The organism is Aeromonas sp. INTO2, from assembly GCF_049860605.1.
In the GTDB taxonomy this organism is placed as follows: domain Bacteria; phylum Pseudomonadota; class Gammaproteobacteria; order Enterobacterales; family Aeromonadaceae; genus Aeromonas; species Aeromonas caviae.
On sequence record NZ_CP187588.1, the window covers coordinates 4,555,768 to 4,576,581 of the forward strand.

At 64.0% G+C, this 20,814-nt stretch carries 19 protein-coding genes and 1 riboswitch; of the genes, 10 read left to right on the top strand and 9 right to left on the bottom strand.

Annotated elements, in window-relative coordinates; translation table 11 throughout:
- Together ACPW74_RS21625 and tldD are read left to right on the top strand one after the other, a co-directional pair.
- Positions 1 to 807 (top strand): carbon-nitrogen hydrolase family protein, encoded by an 807-nt coding sequence (locus tag ACPW74_RS21625; protein WP_043154366.1) that lies wholly within the window; start codon positions 1 to 3, stop codon positions 805 to 807.
- Between the two features lie 57 nt (positions 808 to 864).
- Positions 865 to 2,313 carry a metalloprotease TldD gene (tldD, locus tag ACPW74_RS21630; protein WP_201922196.1) on the top strand — a complete coding sequence of 483 codons (1,449 nt, stop codon included), beginning with the start codon at positions 865 to 867 and terminating at the stop codon, positions 2,311 to 2,313.
- A 103-nt stretch (positions 2,314 to 2,416) separates the two neighbouring features.
- Here tldD and ACPW74_RS21635 read toward each other — a convergent pair whose 3' ends face one another.
- Entirely contained in the window at positions 2,417 to 2,620 is a 204-nt protein-coding gene (locus ACPW74_RS21635; protein WP_041212219.1) for a hypothetical protein, read from the bottom strand.
- 159 nt (positions 2,621 to 2,779) lie between these two features.
- Complete coding sequence (locus ACPW74_RS21640; protein ID WP_279981010.1) at positions 2,780 to 3,502, bottom strand: MarC family NAAT transporter; 723 nt, start codon at positions 3,500 to 3,502, stop codon at positions 2,780 to 2,782.
- Between the two features lie 186 nt (positions 3,503 to 3,688).
- Between ACPW74_RS21640 and ACPW74_RS21645 the strand changes: the two genes are divergently transcribed.
- Positions 3,689 to 5,026, top strand: a complete 1,338-nt coding sequence (locus ACPW74_RS21645; RefSeq protein ID WP_425858397.1) for an IS4-like element ISAeme15 family transposase — start codon at positions 3,689 to 3,691, stop codon at positions 5,024 to 5,026.
- 37 nt (positions 5,027 to 5,063) lie between these two features.
- Here the strand turns inward: ACPW74_RS21645 and ACPW74_RS21650 are convergent, their stop codons facing one another.
- Complete coding sequence (locus tag ACPW74_RS21650; protein WP_279981011.1) at positions 5,064 to 6,380, bottom strand: MFS transporter; 1,317 nt, start codon at positions 6,378 to 6,380, stop codon at positions 5,064 to 5,066.
- A 154-nt stretch (positions 6,381 to 6,534) separates the two neighbouring features.
- Here ACPW74_RS21650 and ACPW74_RS21655 point away from each other — a divergent pair, with 154 nt between their 5' ends.
- Positions 6,535 to 7,212, top strand: a complete 678-nt coding sequence (locus tag ACPW74_RS21655) for an adenine nucleotide alpha hydrolase (RefSeq protein ID WP_279981012.1) — start codon at positions 6,535 to 6,537, stop codon at positions 7,210 to 7,212.
- Positions 7,213 to 7,285: 73 nt separating this feature from the next.
- On the opposite strand, the gene ypfJ is transcribed toward ACPW74_RS21655, so the two are convergent.
- Both ypfJ and ACPW74_RS21665 read right to left on the bottom strand, forming a co-directional pair.
- Positions 7,286 to 8,137: a KPN_02809 family neutral zinc metallopeptidase gene (gene ypfJ, locus ACPW74_RS21660; protein ID WP_279981013.1), complete on the bottom strand. Its 852-nt coding sequence runs from the start codon at positions 8,135 to 8,137 to the stop codon at positions 7,286 to 7,288.
- Positions 8,138 to 8,211: 74 nt separating this feature from the next.
- Positions 8,212 to 8,475: a hypothetical protein gene (locus tag ACPW74_RS21665; RefSeq protein ID WP_039040440.1), complete on the bottom strand. Its 264-nt coding sequence runs from the start codon at positions 8,473 to 8,475 to the stop codon at positions 8,212 to 8,214.
- Positions 8,476 to 8,616: 141 nt separating this feature from the next.
- Here ACPW74_RS21665 and ACPW74_RS21670 point away from each other — a divergent pair, with 141 nt between their 5' ends.
- A complete protein-coding gene (locus ACPW74_RS21670; protein ID WP_049637292.1) occupies positions 8,617 to 9,138 on the top strand; it encodes a GNAT family N-acetyltransferase in 522 nt (173 codons plus the stop codon).
- 103 nt (positions 9,139 to 9,241) lie between these two features.
- On the opposite strand, the gene ACPW74_RS21675 is transcribed toward ACPW74_RS21670, so the two are convergent.
- Positions 9,242 to 9,418 (bottom strand): hypothetical protein, encoded by a 177-nt coding sequence (locus ACPW74_RS21675; RefSeq protein ID WP_010672653.1) that lies wholly within the window; start codon positions 9,416 to 9,418, stop codon positions 9,242 to 9,244.
- A 471-nt stretch (positions 9,419 to 9,889) separates the two neighbouring features.
- Entirely contained in the window at positions 9,890 to 11,167 is a 1,278-nt protein-coding gene (locus ACPW74_RS21680; RefSeq protein WP_042880492.1) for a cation:proton antiporter, read from the bottom strand.
- 204 nt (positions 11,168 to 11,371) lie between these two features.
- On the opposite strand from ACPW74_RS21680, the gene metH reads away from it, so the two are divergent.
- The 3 genes from metH (at position 11,372) to rimK (ending at position 17,291) form a co-directional block, all read left to right on the top strand.
- Complete coding sequence (gene metH, locus ACPW74_RS21685; RefSeq protein ID WP_279981014.1) at positions 11,372 to 15,067, top strand: methionine synthase; 3,696 nt, start codon at positions 11,372 to 11,374, stop codon at positions 15,065 to 15,067.
- Between the two features lie 67 nt (positions 15,068 to 15,134).
- Entirely contained in the window at positions 15,135 to 16,202 is a 1,068-nt protein-coding gene (locus ACPW74_RS21690) for a Gfo/Idh/MocA family oxidoreductase (protein ID WP_279981015.1), read from the top strand.
- Between the two features lie 192 nt (positions 16,203 to 16,394).
- The gene (gene rimK, locus ACPW74_RS21695; protein ID WP_010672657.1) at positions 16,395 to 17,291 is read left to right on the top strand and encodes a 30S ribosomal protein S6--L-glutamate ligase; all 897 of its coding nucleotides are present in this window, start codon (positions 16,395 to 16,397) and stop codon (positions 17,289 to 17,291) included.
- A 151-nt stretch (positions 17,292 to 17,442) separates the two neighbouring features.
- Here rimK and ACPW74_RS21700 read toward each other — a convergent pair whose 3' ends face one another.
- Positions 17,443 to 18,699: a sensor histidine kinase gene (locus ACPW74_RS21700; RefSeq protein ID WP_104451994.1), complete on the bottom strand. Its 1,257-nt coding sequence runs from the start codon at positions 18,697 to 18,699 to the stop codon at positions 17,443 to 17,445.
- On the bottom strand, positions 18,696 to 19,364 hold the full coding sequence (locus ACPW74_RS21705) for a response regulator transcription factor (protein ID WP_279981016.1): 669 nt from the start codon (positions 19,362 to 19,364) through the stop codon (positions 18,696 to 18,698). The genes ACPW74_RS21700 and ACPW74_RS21705 overlap by 4 nt, the downstream gene beginning before the upstream one ends.
- 90 nt (positions 19,365 to 19,454) lie before the next feature.
- Between ACPW74_RS21705 and ACPW74_RS21710 the strand changes: the two genes are divergently transcribed.
- Positions 19,455 to 19,883 (top strand): hypothetical protein, encoded by a 429-nt coding sequence (locus tag ACPW74_RS21710; protein ID WP_029313554.1) that lies wholly within the window; start codon positions 19,455 to 19,457, stop codon positions 19,881 to 19,883.
- 78 nt (positions 19,884 to 19,961) lie between these two features.
- Positions 19,962 to 20,450, top strand: a complete 489-nt coding sequence (locus tag ACPW74_RS21715) for a hypothetical protein (protein ID WP_042015341.1) — start codon at positions 19,962 to 19,964, stop codon at positions 20,448 to 20,450.
- Between the two features lie 62 nt (positions 20,451 to 20,512).
- A riboswitch (TPP riboswitch) is annotated at positions 20,513 to 20,626 on the top strand.
- Positions 20,627 to 20,814: the final 188 nt, after the last annotated feature.

A 20,814-nucleotide genomic window follows, 5' to 3' on the forward strand; every position in this document is an offset into this window, starting at 1 on the left:
ATGTGGCTAGCCGCCATGCAGTTGATTTCGGGTCGTACCTGGCAGGATAACCGGGAGCGGATCGCCGCCGAGCTGGCGAGTCTGCCCGGGGAGCGCCCCTTGCTGGTGCTGCTGCCGGAAAACTTCGCCCTCTTTGGCGAGCGGCAGGGGTATCTGGACGGGGCAGAGCCATTGGGAAATGGCCCAATCCAGCAGCAACTCTCTGATTGGGCCAAATCCCACGGCATCTGGCTGGTGGCCGGGGCCATGCCCACCGCCATCGCCGGTGCCGACCACATCCACACCAGTACCCTGGTGTTCGATCCCGACGGCGAGCTCAAGGGGCATTACCACAAGATCCACCTGTTCGACGTGGACGTGGCGGACAATCACGGCCGCTACCGGGAGTCGGAGACCTTCAGCCCGGGTGATCAGCCTGTGCTGGTGGACTCCCCCTTTGGTCCCCTCGGCCTTTCTATCTGTTATGATCTGCGCTTTCCCGAGCTGTACCGCCAGTTGGCCAGGGCCGGTGCCCGGGTGCTGCTGGTGCCTGCCGCCTTTACCGCCGTCACCGGCGAGGCGCACTGGGAACCTCTGCTGCGGGCCCGTGCCATCGAGAACCAGTGCTACGTGGTGGCCGCCAACCAGGGGGGCACCCACGAGACGGGGCGCCAGACCTGGGGCCACAGCATGGTGATCGACCCCTGGGGCCGGGTGCTGGCCTGTAGGGCGTCGGGGCAGGGCACTGTGCTGGCGCCGCTGGATGGGGCCCTGGTCGATGAATTGAAACGCACCATGCCGGTGCTGCAACACGCCCGCCTGCTGTGAGCCCGCGGCCGTGGATTTAACCGTTACGACATCTCGCATGAGAGTGGAGAGAAAGATTTGAGTCTATTGAGCCAGGTTAGTGCCTCCCTGTTGGCCCCGAACGATCTCGACGAAGGGCGGCTGCAACAGCTGCTCGGCAGCCTGATGAGCCATCAGGTGGAGTTCGGCGACCTCTATTTCCAGCGCAGCTGGCACGAGTCCTGGATGCTGGAGGACGGCATCGTCAAGGATGGCAGCTACAACATCGATCAGGGGGTGGGGGTGCGCGCCGTCAGCGGCGAGAAGACCGGTTTCGCCTACTCGGACGAGCTGAGCCTGCTGGCGCTGCAGCAGTCGGTGACTGCCGCTCGCGGCATCGCCGCCGCCGGTGCGCAGGGCAAGGTAAAAGCATGGGCTCGCACCGAAGCAAACCTGCTCTACCCGGCGCTGGATCCCCTGCAGACCCTCGACAAGCAGCAGAAAATTGCCCTGCTGGAGCAGATGGACAAGTTCGCCAGAAGTCTGGATCCCGCCATCAATCAGGTGATGGCCTCCATCAGCGGGGTCTATGAAGAGATCCTGGTGGCCGCCACCGATGGCACCCTGGCCGCCGACGTGCGCCCCCTGGTGCGCCTCTCGGTGACCGTCATCGCCGAGAAGGGGGATCGCCGTGAGCGCGGCAGCGCGGGTGGCGGTGGCCGCTTCGGTTACGACCATTTCCTCGAGCTGGACGGGCTCGAGAGCCGGGCGTTTGGCTATGTGCGCGAAGCGGTACGCCAGGCGCTGGTCAACCTGGAGGCCATCGACGCCCCGGCCGGCACCATGCCGGTGGTGCTCGGTGCCGGCTGGCCCGGTGTGCTGCTGCACGAGGCGGTGGGGCACGGTCTGGAAGGGGACTTCAACCGCAAGGGCTCCTCCGCCTTTGCCGGGCGCATCGGCGAGCAGGTGGCTTCCAAACACTGCACCATCGTCGATGACGGCACCCTGCCGGGTCGGCGCGGCTCCGTCTCCATCGACGACGAGGGGACGCCGGGGGGTTACAACGTGCTGATCGAGAACGGCATCCTCAAGGGTTACCTGCAGGACAAGCAGAACGCCCGTCTGATGGGGGTGTCGCTCACCGGCAACGGCCGCCGCGAATCCTACGCCGCCCTGCCGATGCCGCGCATGACCAACACCTACATGCTGGCGGGTCAGTACGATCCGGCGGAGATCATCGCCTCGGTGAAGAAGGGGATCTATGCCCCCAACTTCGGCGGCGGCCAGGTGGACATCACCTCCGGCAAGTTCGTCTTCTCCGCCTCCGAGGCCTACCTTATCGAGGATGGCAAGATCACCGCGCCCATCAAGGGGGCGACCCTGATCGGCAACGGCCCCGAGGCGATGAGCCAGGTTTCCATGGTGGGCCGTGATCTCGCGTTGGATCGCGGGGTCGGGGTCTGCGGCAAGGAGGGGCAGAGCGTGCCGGTCGGTGTCGGCCAGCCCACCCTCAAGCTGGATCAGCTCACCGTGGGCGGCACCCAGTAAGGTCACACACCTTTGTAAACCCCGGCCTGGCGCCGGGGTTTTTATTGGAACGCGCAAGCAATAAAAAGCCCCGACAGGCGCCGGGGCTGGGAAAGGGGTCGGGTCAGTTGACCGAAATGGCGCGGGCGTCGATGAAGAAGCGGGCGTGGCCGTGATCATCCACCCTTATCTGGGCGAGCAGGCGATCCTTGCGCTTGAACTCCCATCCTGTCTTGATCCGGGTCAGCGCGGGGCTGGCGGCACCGACCACGTTCAGATACTCATGAAACAGGCTGTAGCTTCCAATCTCGGTCAGCATCTTTTCCATTTGCATATCTCCTCAAGTGATGGGGTCAGCACATGCCACGCTAGCGGCAACCTTCTGAACCCTGCCTGTACAAAAACCAGACTACCCCATCAAGATGAAGGCAATATGATCAGGCGCAAGATCAGGAGGGATTTGCACGAAAAATGACACCGTTTTCAATCAGGGCTGGCGCGGCACGGCGAGATGATCGAGGGCGGTGGATCCGGCATGGGTCGGCAAGGCGGCAGCGGGTTGTTCCATCACCTGGCCATGGAAGACGGGATCCTGAGCCACCTCCTTGACGCCGTTGATGCAGAACTGCATACCCATGCACACCAGCAGGAAACCCATGATGCGGGTCATGGCGTCGATGCCGGTGGCTCCCAGGATCTTGCACACGGGATCTGCCAGCTTGAGCACACCCCAGCTGATCAGGCTCATCAGGGCGAAGGCGGTGACCATGGCGGCATAGATGACGACGCGATCGGCCTCGGCCGGCAGCTCGGCGATCTGGGCCGCGCCGCTGATCACCAGCGCCATGGTGCCGGGTCCGCACATGCTGGGCATGGTCAGGGGCACGAAGGCGATATTCTGGTTGGCCTCGACTCCGGCAGACTGGTTTGGCGAGGGGAACAGCATGCGAAAGCCGATGAAGGCGATGATGAGGCCACCGGCCAGGCGCAGGCCGGGAATGGAGATCCCGAACAGATCCAGGATGGAGGATCCGATGAAGAAGCTGACGCACAGGGTGGCGAACAGATAGAGGGCGGCCATGTTGATCTGACGGCGAATGTGCTCGCGGGACATGCCCTTGCTCAGTCCCAGCAGCAGGGTGGCCGTGGTGGGCGGGTTGACCATGGGCAGCAGGGCCAGCAAGGCGAGAAAGACGGCCTGGAAGAACATAGTGGACCTCGGGCAGATGGACGGATTGGGGTGAGCTGGCAGGTCCGCAGCGGACCGCCACCCGGTCGATGATATCCGCAAAGAACAAGCCCCGACAGTGCGGCAATGCTGATCAGTTAAGGATCCATTGACCGATCCTTCTGCTGTAGGACAATCCGGAACCAATCACTGGTTCCGGATTTTTTTATGTCTATTGCAAACGATCTGAACGATGTTGTTGAGGCATCTGGCGACATGCTGGCTCGGCTGGCCATTTTTGCCGACCATATTCCCGACGAATGGATTACTGCCGCTGCCACCTTGTCTGAAAAGGCCACTATCCGCCGACGCCGCTTACCTTCTGATATGGTCTTGTGGCTCGTCGTGGGGATGGCCTTTTTCCGCAATGAGCCCATCTCCGAGGTCGCTCGGCGCCTCAACATCTGTGCAGAAGGGTTGGCCAATGATGCCTTGCTCGCGGACAGTGCCCTGTCTCAGGCCCGTCAGCGACTCGGCAAACAGCCGCTCGAGTGGCTGTTCAAACAGTGCGCCGATGTGTGGGGGCGGGAACGTTATCCTGAAGACCATTGGCACGGTTTACAGGTCTTTGCCATCGATGGGGCCCTGTTCCGAACCCAGGATATGCCTGAACTCAGAGCACATTTCGGCTCGGGTAACACCTCAACCAACCGGCAGACACCCTACCCGATGCTGCGGTTGGTCACGCTCATGAATGTCCGCTCGCATGTCATTGCCAACGCGGCCATCAGCCCGTACCGCAAAGGGGAAATCCCCCTGGCCAGCGAGTTCATTCACTCATTGCCGGACAAGTCAGTGACCCTGCTGGATAAAGGCTTCTTCGGTGCCGACCTGTTGCTGCGTATTCAGGCCGAAGACACCGACCGTCACTGGCTCATCCCGGAACGCAAGGGGCTGGTATACACGGAACTTGAGCGCTATGGCGACGGTGACCGTCTGTTGCAAATGACGGTCTCGCCTCAGGCTCGCAAGAAAAACCCGGCGTTGCCGACACACTGGCAAGTTCGCGCAGTGACCTATGAGGTGGCAGGCAAGGAGAAAACGGTCTTTACCTCCCTGCCCGTGGCGCGATTCAGTGCAGCTCAGGTGGCGACCCTGTACCACGAGCGCTGGGAAATCGAGCTGGGATACCGGGATATCAAAAGCGCGATGCAGCACAACGCCATCACGCTGAGAAGCAAGAAAGTGGACTTGGTCTATCAGGAGCTGTGGGGATTGCTGCTTGGATACAATCTGGTCAGGCGGGAGGCCAGCCAGGCCGCCGTAGCCCATCAGCGAGCGCCCAATGAGGTGAGCTTTAAGTTTGCCTGTCAGTTCATCGCGAACCAGATGGCAGTGATGGCGGGCGCGTTATCGCCAGCCCATACGCCACGGAGGTTGGCGGAGTTGCGGGGCTGCATAGGCGTCATGTTCATAGAAAAACGCCCCAGGCCATCGAGACCCAGGGCGGTGAAGATATCAAAGACCCGTTTTCCGGTAAATCGCAATGCGGCTCCGCTTAAGTGAACAGCATTGCGACAGTGCGGGGCTTGCTTGGGAAGGATCAGGCGGCCTGCGGGGTGGCCTGGCGTTGGCCGCGCTGGCGCAGCCAGAGCCAGATGCCGAGCACGAAACCGAGGGCGGCCAGGCTGACCACATAGTGGGAGGGGGCCAGCACGTCCTCCTTCATCCAGAGGGTGACCAGCATGGGGGTGAGGCCGCCGAAGATGGCGTAGGCCACGTTGTAGGAGAACGACAGCCCGGAGAAGCGCACCACCGGCGGGAAGGCATTGACCATGACGTAGGGCACGGCGCCGACGATCCCCACCGCAAAGCCCGCCAGCATGTAGAGGGGCACCAGCTGATCCGTGCCGGCTACCAGGCTGTGGTAGAAGGTATAAGTGGCGCCGGCCAGCAGCAGGGAGCCCAGGGTGAAGGTAGGGCCGCTGCCGATGGCATCGATCAGCCGACCATAGACGATGCAGCCCAGGGTGAGGGCGACGATGGCCAGGGAGTTGGCGGTCAGGGCATCGGCCGGGCTGATGCCGTGGACCTTCTGCAGATAGGTCGGGGTCATCAGGATCACCACTACTATGCCGGCGGAGAGCAGCCAGGTCAGCAGCATGGAGACGACGACGCTGCCCTTGTGTTCACGCAGCACCGTCTTGAGGGGCAGCTCCTCGGCCAGGGACTTGTTGGCCTGCATCTCGGCGAAGACCGGGGTTTCGTGCAGCCAGCGGCGCAGGTACATGGCGACGATGCCGAACACGCCGCCGAGCACGAAGGCCAGACGCCAGCCCCAGTCGCTCACATCGCCCGGGCTCATGCCACGGTTGATGGCGGTCGCCACCAGGGAGCCGAGCAGGATGCCGGCGGTCAGCCCCGCGGTGAGGGTGCCGCAGGCGACACCGACCCGGCGGGCGGGCACGTGCTCGGCCACGAAGACCCAGGCACCGGGGACTTCCCCGCCGATGGCGGCCCCTTGTAGGATCCGCAGCAGCAGCAACAGCAGGGGGGCGGCGATGCCGAGCACGGCGTAGGTGGGCAGCAGGCCGATCAGCAAGGTCGGCAAGGCCATCAGGATGATGCTGAGGGTGAACATCCGCTTGCGGCCGATGAGATCGCCAAAGTGGGCCATGATGATGCCCCCCAGGGGACGAGCCAGGTAGCCGGCGGCGAAGATGCCGAAGGTCTGGAACTGGCGCAGCCACTCGGGAATGTCGGCCGGGAAGAAGAGCTCGCCGATGACCACGGCGAAGAAGACGAAGATGATGAAGTCGTAGAATTCGAGGGCGCCGCCCAGCGCCGCCAGGCTCAGGGTTTTGTAATCCTGTCGATTGAGGGGGCGACCGTGGTCGTGCGATGTGCTGACTTTACTCATATCCTTATGTTTCCCATCGTTTTTTTAGTTATTCTCCCCGGTGTGCTGCGGGGATACGCTCACCCACGAGGGTATGCTTTTGTGTCCCGCAATGTAAATCGCACAATTCGCAACACTGTCTTGCAGCACGGTGCGGCAAGAAGCTGGAGAGATCATGACGAAGAAAAAGGTACTGCTCTCCTGGAGCAGCGGAAAAGACAGCGCCTGGGCCTTGCATCGCCTGCGCCAGGATCCGGCCATCGAGGTGGTGGGGCTGTTCACCACCCTCAACCAGGCGTTCGAGCGGGTGGCCATGCACGGGGTGCGCAAGCAGTTGTTGTTGGCACAGGCTGAGTGCGTGGGCTTGCCGCTGACCACCATCGACCTGCCCTGGCCCTGCAGCAACGAGGAGTATGGGCGCATCATGACGGGCTTCATCGCCGATGTGCAGGCCAAGGACATTCACCACATGGCGTTCGGGGATCTCTTTCTTGAGGATGTGCGTGCCTATCGGGAGCGACAACTGGCGGGGACCGGCATCACGCCGCTCTTCCCGCTCTGGGGCAGCGACACGACCGAGCTGGCGCAGGCGATGATCGACGCCGGGCTCAAGGCCAGGGTCTGCACCCTGGATCCGGGCAAGCTGGACGCCGGGTTAGGTGGTCATGAATTTGGCCCGGCCTTCCTGGCTGCCCTGCCCGCCGGGGTGGATCCCTGCGGCGAGAACGGGGAGTTTCACACCCTGGCCTGGGACGGCCCCATGTTCCTGCATCCCCTGCCCATCCGGGTGGGGGAAACGGTGCTGCGGGACGGCTTCGTTTTCACCGATCTGCTGGCGGAGGATCCCGAATGAGGGAAGACCCCCTCGGGTGAGAAAGGAAAGGGGCCGGCTCCGTGAGGAATCGGCCCCTTTGCGTTTGTCCCCTTCAGCGGGCGGCGAAGGTGTCGCAACTGGCGGGCTTGCCGCTGTCAAAACCGCGTTTGAACCAGGCGAGGCGCTGGGCCGAGGTGCCGTGGGTGAAGCTGTCGGGAACGACCCGGCCCTGACCTTGCTGCTGCAACCTGTCGTCGCCGATGGCCTGGGCGGCATTGAGCGCCTCTTCCAGATCGCCACGCTCCAGCACCTGCTCTTTTTCCATGTAGTGGCCCCAGACCCCGGCGAAGCAGTCCGCCTGCAGTTCGAGCTTGACCGACAACCGGTTCTGGGCGACCTGGCTCAGCCCCTGTTGCTGCTGGCGCACCTTGGTGGAGATGCCGAGCAGGTTCTGCACGTGGTGGCCCACTTCGTGGGCGATCACATAGCCCTGGGCGAAGTCGCCGTCGGCCCCCAGCTTGTCGCGCAGGTCCTGATAGAAGGAGAGATCGATGTAGACGGTGCTGTCGGCCGGACAGTAGAAGGGCCCCATCACCGACTGCCCCTGGCCGCAGCCGGTGCGGGTCGCACCGCGATAGAGCACCAGTCTGGGGGCCTGATAGTGGTTGCCACTTTGCTGGAACATCTCACCCCAGGCGTCCTCCGTGGAGGCGAGCATCACCGAGGTGAAGCGGGCGAGGGGATCGTTTGCAGCCTGGGACGAGTTCTGACGCTGGGGCTGGCTCTGCGGGGCCGGATCCTGCAGCAGGGGGCCGAGGTCCACGCCGTAGTACCCCGCCACCATGACCACCACCAGCAGGATCAGACGCCCCTTGCCACCGATGGGCAGGCCGCCGCCCCCGTTGCCGCCTTGCTGGCGCCGGTCTTCCACATTGTTGCTCTCACGGCGATCTTGCCAGCGCATATCCCCATACTCCCGTCATTGGTGGTGGCGGTAATGATAATGGCTGGCGCCGGGGCTTGCCTAATCGGCCCGGGTCATTCGGCCCAGGGCATCTCGGGCAGGCTGTCGAGGAACTCGCCGTAACGGACGAGGTTGAAGGGGCCCTGTTCGGCTTCCATGGCCATGAGTTCGGCGCCCAGGGCGCAGGCGATGTATTGCAGCGCCTCTTCCCGCGGGGTGCCCTTCATCACCAGGCGCATCAGGGTGGCTTTCACCTGGAGGGGATGGCCGTCGGCGAGCTGGTTCTCCACCATCTCCAGCAGTGTCTCTTCATCAAAAAATTCGGGGGTATCGGTCATGGCCGTTCTCCTGCCTGTTCCATGGGGTGGGCAGTATAGCGGGGACGCGGCTCCCGGGGGCGAAAATATCCTCCGGGTCTTGCCAAGGAAGCGGGGCGGGAGCAGTCTTGGACACTCTCTACTGCCGAACGAGCCCATGTCATGATCCTCTCCGAGCGCCTGGAACTGCGCGAACTGACCGTTGTCGATGCCCCCTTCATTCTCGAACTGCTCAACGATGGCGATTTTCACCGCTACATCGGCGATCGCGGGGTACGTACCCTGGCGGATGCCGAAAACTACATCCAGCAGGGGCCTGCGGTCAGTTATGCCCGCCACGGTCACGGACTCTATCTGGTGGTGCGGCGGGAAGACGGGGCCAGGCTCGGCATCTGCGGTCTGATCAAGCGCGATACCCTGCCCTGTGAAGACATCGGCTATGCCTTCCTTCCCGCCTGGCGCGGTCAGGGTTATGCCATCGAAGCCGCGCGGGCGGCCATGGCAGATGGCCGCGAACGGCTCGGCATCGAGCGGGTGGTCGCCATCGTCACCCCGGGCAATGAGCGCTCGGTCCGGCTACTCGCCAAGCTGGGGCTGAGTCAGGGCAAACGGGTCAGGTTGGGGGCCGGCGAGGAGGAGTGCCTGCTGCTGGAGGCGCCGGACAAGGAGACTTGCGGGGTCTAGCCACCGCTCTGGGAGCGGGGCCATGCAGACTATGACGTCAGGCAAGGAGGCCGCCGTGAGTTGCGGCCTGTCTGCATCGGGCGCTGCCGGTGGGCAGGCAAGGTCAGTTGAGCTCTTCGATGGAGAACTCGCCGGCGATGCCATCACAGGAGATGGCGAAGCCGCCGCTGAAGCGGGTGCTGAACTGGATCAGGAACGCATCGTCGTCGTGCTCTTGCACGGGCAGGTTGATGGGTTTGCTGCGACGCAGGGGTTTGCGGATTTGTACGTGTTTCATCATGGTATTTCTCTATATAAATTAAGTGTTTGCTCCTTGTATTGGCAAATGTCAGGTCAATGGGCGCGGTCAGCACGATGGCGGACGAGCGCGCAGGAATACCCAGCCCGGTTCAGGGGCGTCTGCACTTTCAAGGAAGGCGCCAAGGACCACGCGGATGCATGATGCTACTTGGGAGTGGGCAGATCGGGTCTGCACCGTGAGAGCCGGGCAACGCAGGCAGACAGCCTGAACGGTTCTCAAGGCGAGTAAATCAGAAGAAGGTTATGCGGGTACTGGCAGGATTCATCGTGAGGTGAAGCATTGCGAACATAATCAGGGCTGATTAACTAGCCGGCGCGCATTCTCTCCTCGAAATGTGTAAAAAGCAAACACTAATTGTGCGTTCACCCAGTCATTCCCTGTTTTTCACGGCCACGGGGACGGCAAAAGGGCTCCCGAGGGAGCCCTTTTCATTGCCGGTCAGGGACGGGCTCAGGCGTCGCCGCAGGCCTTCTTGGCGGCGGTGATCATGGGGGTAATGGTCATGCCCTGTACCACGATGGAGAACATCACCACCGAGTAGGTCATCACCAGGATCACCTGGCGCAGATCGACGTTGTGCTCCGGGATCATCATGACCCCGGATGGCAGTGCCAGGGCCATGGCCATGGCCAGGCCGCCACGCAGGCCGCCCCAGGTGAGGATGCGCACCGAGAAGGTGTTGTAGCTGCGGAACTTGCGGAACGCCACATAGGGCAGGGAGACGCTGATGAAGCGGGCGGCGAGGCAGAGCGGCACCGCGATGACCAGCAGGATCCAGTCGCGCCAGGCCAGATCCAGCAGCACCAGTGCCAGACCGATCAGCAGGAACAGCAGGGCGTTGAGGAACTGATCCATCAACTCCCAGAAGTGATCCAGGTGGTGCTGGCTCTGCTCGGAGAAGCCGGAATGACGGGTCCAGTTGCCGATCATGATGCCGGTCACCACCATGGCCAGGGCGCCGGAGACGCCGATCATGTTGGCGAAGGCGAAGCCCGCGGTCGGGATGCAGAGGGTCAGCAGCAGCTCCAGGGAGCCGTCGTCGGTGGCGCTGATCATCACGTGGGCGATGAGGCCCAGCACGGCACCGAACAGGATGCCGCCGAGGGCTTCGTGCAGGAACAGACCGGCCACGCTACCGAAGGTGGGCTCGACACCGCCAAAGGCGACGGCAAACACGGTGGCGAAGATGACGAGGCCGACACCGTCGTTGAACAGGGATTCCCCCTCGATCTGGATGGCGATCTGGGGTGGCGCCTTCATCTTCTTGACGATGGCCAGTACGGCGATGGGGTCGGTGGGGGAGATCAGGGCACCGAACAACATGCAGTAGACCAGCGGCAGGTCCCAGCCCAGCAGCTTGGCGATGAACCAGAAGCCGTAGCCGATGAGGAAGGTGGAGAGCAGGGTGGCGGCTATGGCCAGAATGGTGATTTCCCACTTCTGGCTACGCAATGCCTTGAGGTTGATGCCAAGGCCGCCGGCGAACAGCAGGAAGCCCAGGATCCCCTTCAACAGGAAGTTCTGGAAGTCGATGCTCTCCATGGTCTTGATGGCGAGAGGCTCCAGATTGAACCAACCCAGTTTGCCAAACAGCACCAGCAGCGCGGAGATCAGCATGGAGCCCGCAGTGATGGCGATGGTGGTCTGGATCTTCACAACATACTGGTTGGCAAAGGCGATGAAGATCGCCAACGCTGCCAGGAAGCAGAGTGTGTAGTAGACGCTCATAGTTATTTTTCTCTTTGGTAAACAGCAAGCACGTATCCCTCTTGAGGACGGGCATAGGGTACTCCCGGGTTAGATCATGCTCATTACCTATTTATGGTTATATTTAATCGTCACCATGGACAGATAGACGGCTAGATTTCCATTTAATTTGATTGCTGCTAGGATGGGCATCACGCAGTTGCATGGATGTAAGGGGTACGAGCGGTGTCGAGCAGAGAGTCGAACAAGAAAGCGGATGTCACAACCAGGCTGGAAGCCTGTCTCAAGGAGCGGATCCTGATCATCGACGGGGCCATGGGCACCATGATCCAGGGTTACAAACTCGGTGAGGCGGACTATCGGGGGGAGCGGTTTGCCGACTGGCATACCGACATCAAGGGCAACAACGACCTGCTGGTGTTGAGCCGTCCCGCCGTCATTCGCGAGATCCACGACCAGTATTGTGCCGCCGGGGCCGACATCCTCGAGACCAACACCTTCAACGCCACCCGCATCGCCATGGCGGACTACGAGATGGAAGCGCTCTCGGCCGAGATAAACCGGGAGGCGGCCCGCCTGGCCCGCGCCGTGGCGGACGAGTGGACGGCCAAAGACCCGGCCAAGCCGCGCTTTGTGGCAGGGGTGCTGGGTCCCACCAACCGTACCGCCTCCATCTCGCCGGACGTGAACGATCCGGGCAAGCGCAACGTCACCTATGACGAGCTGGTGGCCGCCTACACCGAATCGACCCACGCCCTCATCGAGGGCGGTGCCGACATCATCCTGATCGAGACCATCTTCGACACCCTCAACGCCAAGGCGGCCGCCTTCGCGGTGGACCTGGTGTTCGAGGAGCTGGGTTACAGCCTGCCGGTGATGATCTCCGGCACCATCACGGACGCCTCCGGTCGTACCCTCTCGGGCCAGACCACCGAGGCCTTCTACCACTCCCTTCGCCACGTCAAACCGGTCTCCTTCGGCCTCAACTGTGCGCTGGGGCCGGACGAGCTGCGCCAGTACGTGGAGGAGCTGTCCCGCATCAGCGAGACCCATGTCAGCGCCCACCCCAACGCCGGTCTGCCCAATGCGTTTGGCGAGTACGATCTGGACGCGGTCGAGATGGCGGAGCATATCCGCGAGTGGGCCCAAAGCGGCTTTCTCAACCTGGTGGGCGGCTGCTGCGGCACCACCCCGACCCACATCCGCGCCATGGCGGACGCCGTGGCGGGCATCAAGCCCCGCGCCCTGCCGGATCTGCCGGTAGCCTGCCGGTTGTCGGGCCTGGAGCCTCTCATCATCACGGCGGACTCCATGTTCGTGAACGTGGGTGAGCGGACCAACGTCACCGGCTCGGCCAAGTTCAAGCGCTTGATAAAAGAGGGGCTCTACGACGAGGCCCTGGATGTGGCCAAGCAGCAGGTGGAAAACGGCGCCCAGATCATCGACATCAACATGGATGAGGGGATGCTGGACGCCGAGGCGGCCATGGTGCGCTTCCTGAACCTCATCGCCGGGGAACCGGACATCGCCCGGGTGCCGGTGATGATCGACTCCTCCAAGTGGGAGGTGCTGGAGGCGGGCCTCAAGTGCGTGCAGGGCAAGCCGGTGGTCAACTCCATCTCCATGAAGGAGGGGGAGGACAAATTCATCGAGCAGGCGAAACTGCTGCGCCGCTACGGCGCCGCCGTCATCGTCATGGCGTTCGACGAGGTGGGCCAGGCCGATACCCGGGCCCGCAAGTTCGAGATCTGCCAGCGCGCCTACCGCATTCTGGTGGACCGCGTCGGCTTCCCACCGGAAGACATCATCTTCGACCCCAACATCTTCGCGGTGGCGACCGGCATCGACGAGCACAACAACTACGCGGTGGACTTCATCGAAGCGGTGAAGGACATCAAAACGCACCTGCCCCACGCCATGATCTCCGGCGGCGTCTCCAACGTCTCCTTCTCCTTCCGTGGCAACGAGCCGGTGCGCGAAGCCATCCACGCCGTCTTCCTCTACCACGCCATCAGGAACGGCATGGACATGGGGATCGTCAACGCGGGCCAGCTTGCCATCTACGAAGACATCCCGGCCGAGCTCAAAGAGAAGGTCGAGGCGGTGGTGCTGAACCTCAACGACAACGCCACCGAGGCGCTGCTGGCCATCGCAGAGAAGTATCGCGGCGCGGGTGCCCAGGCGGAGGATCCGCGGGATCAGGAGTGGCGCAGCTGGCCGGTGGGCAAGCGGCTCGAACACGCCCTGGTCAAGGGGATCACTGATTTCATCGAGGAGGACACCGAGGAGGCGCGCGCCCAGGCCGAGAAGCCGCTGCACGTCATCGAGGGGCCGCTGATGGACGGCATGAACGTGGTGGGCGATCTGTTCGGCGCCGGCAAGATGTTCCTGCCCCAGGTGGTGAAGTCGGCCCGGGTGATGAAGCGGGCGGTGGCCTACCTGCAACCCTACATCGAGGCGGAGAAGTCCGGCGGTTCCAGCAACGGCAAAATCGTGCTGGCCACCGTCAAGGGCGACGTGCACGACATCGGCAAGAACATCGTCGGGGTGGTGCTCCAGTGCAACAACTTCGAGATCGTGGATCTCGGGGTCATGGTCTCCTGCGAGACCATCCTCAAGACGGCCCGGGAAGTGAACGCCGATATCATCGGCCTGTCGGGCCTCATCACTCCGTCCCTGGACGAGATGGTGCACGTGGCCAAAGAGATGGAGCGTCAGGGGTTCAAGCTGCCGCTGCTCATCGGCGGAGCCACCACTTCCAAGGCCCACACCGCGGTGAAGATAGAGCAGAACTACTCCGAGCCCGTGGTCTATGTCTCCAACGCCTCCCGCGCCGTGGGGGTGGCCCAGAGCCTGCTGAGCCCGGAGCTCAAGCCCGCCTTCGTCGCCCGCATCGACAAGGAGTACGAGATTGCCCGGGATCAGCATGCCCGCAAGCAGCCGCGCTCCAAGCCGGTCAGCCTGGCCCATGCCCGCGCCAACCGCCATCAGCTGGACTGGGTGGGCTATGAGCCCCCGGCGCCCCGGGAGCCCGGCGTGCAGACCTTCGAAAACGTGCCCATCTCTGTGCTGCGCCCCTACATCGACTGGACGCCGTTTTTCCTGAGCTGGGAGCTGGCGGGCAAGTTCCCCCGCATCCTGGAAGATGAGGTGGTGGGGGAGGAGGCGACGCGCCTCTACGCCGACGCCAACGCCATGCTGGATCAGCTGGAGAAGGATCAGAGCGTGCGCTGCGCCGGTATCGTCGGCCTGTTCCCCGCCAACGCCGTGGGGGACAGCATCGAGGTCTACACCGACGAGACCCGCACCCAGGTGCGCAAGGTGCTGCACCACCTGCGCCAGCAGAGCGAGAAGCAGGGCTTCCCCAACTACTGTCTGGCAGACTATGTGGCGCCGAAAGAGAGCGGCAAGCCCGACTGGATCGGCGCCTTCGCGGTGACCGGCGGCATCGGCGAGGAGGCCATCGCCAAGGCCTACAAGGCGGACCACGACGACTACAACGCCATTCTCATCCAGGCGGTGTGCGATCGCCTCGCCGAGGCCTTTGCCGAATACCTCCACGAGCAGGTGCGCAAGGTGCACTGGGGCTATGCCCCGGACGAGGCGCTCAGCAACGAAGAGCTTATTCGTGAAAATTACCAGGGAATACGCCCGGCGCCGGGCTACCCGGCCTGCCCGGAGCACACCGAGAAGGGGAGCATCTGGGAGCTGCTGGACGTGGAGCAGGCCATCGGCATGCAGCTCACCGAGTCCTACGCCATGTGGCCGGGGGCGGCGGTATCCGGCTGGTACTTCTCCCACCCCGACAGCAAATACTTCGCTGTGGCCCAGATCCAGCAGGACCAGGTGGAAGACTACGCCATGCGCAAGGGGATGACCCTGGCAGAGGCCGAACGCTGGCTGGGACCCAACCTGCATTGATCCCCGTCTGCCCCGCTTCACGCGGTGCGGGGCAGGCGCCGGGTACGCACGCCATATCGAGGTTGCCATGAAGATTGGATTTGTCGGTCTGGGGGCCGTGGTGCAGACAGCCTATCTGCCTGCACTTGCCGCACTGGCGGAAAATACCGAGATATGGGGTTTTGATCCCGCCATCACCCTGCCCGGCGTCATGTCCGCCCCGACCCTGGAAGCCCTGCTGGCCGAACCCCTGGATCGGCTGGTGATCGCCACCCCTTCCCTGCTGCATCTGCCCGTGCTGGAACAGGCACTGGCCAGCGCCATTCCCCTCATCCTGGTGGAGAAACCCGTGGTGGCCACCCTGGCCCAGCACGATCGTCTGCACGCCCTGCTGGCGGACCCCGAGGTCGCAGCCAGGGTGCTGGCGCTGGATCACTGGATGGCCCGCAATGCCGTCCAGCAGTTGCTGCTGAGCGGCAAACTGGATGAAGGCTGGCAGCCTCGGGAACCAGAGGGCGCCGGGGTCGGGCTGGCCACCCTCGCCGATATCAGCGCGGTGGAGGGCTTTTTGCTGGAACCCTGCGGCCTGGACGAGGCGGGGCATCCCTATGCCCTCAACTTCGCCACCGGGGAGCCGGATCGGCGGGTCCTGCGCCATCCAGACGGGGTGATCCTCGACATCGGTACCCATCTGCTGGCGATGATCCGGGAGCTGCTGGTGGCCCTGGGTGGGGACGACCGCCTGCACCTGATCGCGGAGGGCGTCTGCGACCGGCTGGGGCAGCCCATCCGGCGCGGGGATCTGGAGACCGCCGAGGGGCGGGCCTGCCTGCGCGGCGAGGCGGCAGGGGTGCCCCTGACCCTCTGGCTCGACAAGTATGCCGGTCCCGGGGTGGAGAAGAAGGGGCTTTGCCTGCACCTCAAGGACGGGCGGCGCATCGAGCTGCTTCGCTGCGGCAACCTGGAGTGGTTGCACCATCACGACGTCGACGGGATGCGGGGCTGGCAACATGAGGGGCCCCTCTATCGCCACTGCATCGCCCAGACCCTGCTGGCCCCCGTGCCTTTGGGAGGCTGGGCCGGCACCACGGCGCGCCGTTTGCAGGAGGTCGCCCTGCTGCTTGAGTTGCAACAAGGGCTGCGCGGCCCCCATTGACGTCGCTGTGCGCCATCCGGCATGAGGGCTGGTGGCTGGCGCCGTCTTGCAGAACGGTCCGTTCTTGAGTGCAGCACTCTCGGTTTTTGCCCGTTCTTGCAGAACCGCGCATGGTGAGGGGAAAGGATTGGCGTTGCCAGTCGTTCATGGCACCTTATACTCTCCAGTCCGATTATCAGGTCTGCCATTTCCATGAATATTGCCATTTTATCCCGTGAGCCCAACAACTACTCCACCCGCCGTCTGGTCGAGGTGGCCCGGGCCCGTGGGCATCAGGTCGAGGTGCTCGACACCCTGCGCTGCTACATGAACATCGCCTCCCACAGCCCCTCCATCCATTACGAAGGACGGGAGCTGGAGAGCTATGACGCCGTGATCCCGCGCATCGGTGCCAGCATCACCTTCTATGGCACCGCCGTGCTGCGCCAGTTCGAGATGATGAGCACCATGGCTCTCAACAGCTCGGTGGCCATCTCCCGCTCCCGGGACAAGCTGCGCGCCATGCAGCTGCTCTCTCGCCACGGCATCGGCCTGCCGGTGACCGGCTATGCCCACAGCACCCACGACGTACCGGATCTCATCACCATGGTGGGGGGCGCCCCCCTGGTGGTGAAGCTGCTGGAGGGCACCCAGGGGATTGGCGTGGTGCTGTGCGAGACCCAGAAGGCCGCCGAGAGCGTCATCGAGGCCTTTATCCAGACCAACAACAACATCCTGGTGCAGGAGTACATCCGCGAGGCCAACGGCGCCGATATCCGCTGCCTGGTGGTCAACGGCAAGGTGGTGGCCGCCATGCGCCGCCAGGCCCAGCCGGGGGAGTTTCGCTCCAACCTGCACCGGGGCGGCACCGCCGAAGCCATCAAGATCACGCCGGAAGAGCGTGCCACCGCCGTGCAGGCCGCCAAGATCATGGGGCTGGACGTGGCCGGGGTGGACATCCTGCGAAGCGCCCGCGGCCCGCTGGTGCTGGAGGTGAACTCCTCCCCCGGCCTGCAGGGGGTGGAAGCCGCTTCTGGCAAGGACGTGGCGGGCAAGATCATCGAGTTCCTCGAGCTCAAGGCGAGCCGCAAGCACAAGCCGGCGGAATGAGTCCCAAACGAGTGTCAGACAGGTAAACACAGGGCGCCCTCGGGCGCCTTGTTGCTATCTGGGGGGGCTGGAAGGCAGCGGGCTTGCCGGGAACTGTCTCCCTTCTCCCACTGTGTTGAACAGCCGGGAAGAAGGGCCGGGAATGAGGGGGTTATGCCGCCCCGGGGGCGCCGGGGATCATCACCAGCCGGGCGCTGAAGACCCCCTCCACCAGATGGGTCTCAATCTGCCAGCCCAGCTTCTCGCAGATGCGCTGGATGATGGTGAGGCCGCAGCCGTAGCCGAGGATCTGATCCGGCGCGGCGGCGGTGGGGTTGCTGATGGTGAGCACCTGCTCGTGCAGGGTGATCTCGATGTGCCCCTCGGCGTAGCTCAGGGCGTTTTTCAAGAGGTTGCCGAGGGCGATGGCGAGCAGGGAGAGGGGGGCCTGCACCTCGCTCTCCTCGTCCAGTTGCAGGCGAATGTCCAGCGTCTCCCGTTGCAGCAGGGGGGCGAGGCGGGTCAGCTCCCGGCGAATGAGCGGCGCCACCTGCTGGGGCGGGCGCTCCACGGCCTCCTTGCGTCCCAGCAGCAGGAAGGTTTCGGTGAGCAGGGCCATCTCGTCGGCGGCGGCGCGGATGCGGCTGACGGCGCGGGCTGCCGGGGCGGGCAGGTCATTCACCTTGCCGAGCAGGGCCGCGGATCCCTGGATCACCATGTTGGGGGTGCGCAGCTCGTGGCTGGCAAAGCGGCTGAACTCCTGTTCACGGGCAAACACGGCGGCTACCTCGTGCTTGCCCGCCAGCAGCGCCTGCTCTATCTCTCGCAGCTCCTGCCAGGGGGCATCGGGCACGAAGTCCCCCCGATCCGGGGTCAGGTGGGCGACTCGCTGGCGCAGCCGCTCCAGCGGCCTGGTGATGTGACGCACCAGCCAGATGCCGAAGGCGAGGCTCCCCAGCAGCAGGGCCAGACCGATGAGGCGGGTCACCAGATGCAGCTTGGCTTCGTAAGGGTCGAGGTAGTCGTCCGCATCGTCGTTGAACACCAGATAGAGCAGCCCCTGACCCGAGGGGTGGGCGCGTACCAGGAAGTGCTTGTCCTCCCGGCCCAGCTGATGCTCGAAGAAGCCGGGGCTCTGGTAGGCCTTGAGCCAGGCGGGCAGGCGGCCCGCCTCTGTCCAGTAGCTGGAGAACTGGCGCGGGCTGGGGGCGGGGGCAGCCATGCCGAGGCGCAACCAGTCGTCGTCATAGCGGGTTGCCTCCGCCTCCAGCCAGTGGCGCAGGCTCAGCTCCTCCATCTTGTTCTCGGCCACCACCATCAGCAGGCTCAGGATCACCAGCAGCAGCAGACCGGCCCCTCCCAGCGCCAGCACCAGGCGCCGGCGCAGGCTCGGCAGGCCGGAGGCAAGGGGCGGCGTCGGGTTCGTCATGGGGTCACCAGCCGATAGCCCTGGCCGTGCAGGGTCTCCAGCATGGGGGTGGGGAAGGGCTTGTCGAGGGCGCTGCGCAGGGCATAGATGTGGCTGCGCAGGGCGTCGGAGTCGGGCTCCTCGTCGCCCCAGACGGTGTCGAGCACCTCCTGGCGCGTCACCAGCTGGGGCGCGCGCTTCACCAGCAGGGTGAGGATCTGGAACGGGAGCTTGCCGAGCTTGAGCTCCACCCCGGCGCGGGTGGTGCGGCCGCTGGCGGGATCCACCGTCAGATCGCCAAAGCAGAGCACGCCCATGTCCCCTCTGGGGCCACGCAGGCTGAGGGCCTCCAGGCGCACCTCCAGCTCCTCCATGGCGAACGGCTTGACCAGATAGTCGTCGCCCCCCGCCCGAAAGCCTGCCAGCTTGTCCTCCAGGCTGTCACGGGCGGTGAGAAAGAGCACCGGGGTCGCGATGCCGTCCGCACGCAGCCGCTCCACGGTACGCAGGCCGTCGAGGCGCGGCATCATGACGTCCATGATGATGACGTCGAAGCGCTCCTGGGCCAGCAGTTGCAGCGCGGCCTGGCCATGATAGGCGCAGTCCACCCTGTGCCCGGCCAGCGCCAGATAGTCCATGATGGTCTCCGCCACCTGGGGACTGTCTTCCACCACCAGTATTTTCATGCTCTGATCTCCTGGTCTGTGCCGCTATTTCACGGCCATTTCACACCGGATGGGTCATCCTGTGTGCCAGTGTAACCCCGAGGATCCCCGATGAAGAAGTCTCTCTGCGCCTTCTGGTTATTGATTCTATTGCCTTTTGGTCTGGTGCAGGCGGCCGAGTTCAAGCTCACGGGCCGCACCACCTGGCAGCTTGGCCAGTTGATGGTCAATGGCATTCCCTTCGTGATCGATGAGCGCACCCGCTTCAAGGATGGCTTGGATGAGGACGATCTCGGCGGGACCTGGGTCGATCTGGAAGGGGTCGTGCAGGAGACGGCGGCAGGGGCGCGGCGGCTCGTTCGCGAGGTGGAGGCGCTGGAGGAGGAGGACGAGATGGAGCTGGAAGGGCCGGTGGAAGGTGGACGGATCTGGGGCTATGTCACCTCGGATGGGAGCCTCTCCCCGTTCGAGGGACGCTGGCTGGAGCTGGAGTGCAAGTTTGACGGCATGCGCCTGAGCCAGTGCCGAGAGGATGACTGACCGGTCAGGGCGGACCGGGAAAAATTGCCCGTCCGGGGCCATAGTTAAACCTCACCCCGTGACCCCGGACCGCCTGCCATGACCCGAACCGCACTCTGCCTGCTGCTGTTGCCCTTCTGCACCCTTGCCGACGACGCCGAGCTCTGGCTGGTGGAGCTGGAGCACAACGACGGGGTGCGCCTGCAATTCCAGGGGGCTGAGCTGGAGCTCGGCAGTGCCGAACTGCACGGCGTGGCGCAGCCGGACGGGCTCGTGCCCGGCATGCACCTCGCGATCCTGAGCCGCTACGGCGTCGCCGAGACGATCCGGGTGCTCGACGGGGCGCCGGATCCGGCGCTCGGGGCCAGCTGGCGGCGGGCGGAGGATCGACTGCTCACCCATAATCAGCAGGCATTGCTGCTACAGGATCTCGGCGTGCTGGTGTTTGATGCTGACACTCGCTGGATCAACGGCAGCGCCGCCGATCTGCAACCGGGTCGCCGCCTGGTGCTGAGCCGGGATGAAGAGGGCCGCCTCACCGACATCCTCATTCCTGACCCCGAGGATCCCCTCGACGCCGAAGAGTGAGACCTCTCTCCCTTTCCCCTTGTTAATGGCTTGTACTTTAAATTTCCCCACTTATACTGGCGCACATCTTGTCGGAGTGCTGACCGTCGAACGACGCTAAGCTGAGACCGTTAATTCGGGATCCGTGGAACCTGATCAGGTTAAGACCTGCGAAGGGAAACAAGGGTAACTTGCGGGTTACCGCGCCGGGGAAGGCACACCTTCCCGCCAGCTGGAGGCAGACCGCCTCTGGCTGGCACAGGCGCACAGGGGGAGGTTGTCCCGTCCGGTTGTCCTTAGGGCGCCGGGTTTCCAGACTAGGGAAACACCGGGACGGCAGAGCAGGGAAGATCCATGCCCGACTCACTCCCCTGAGCACACCCCG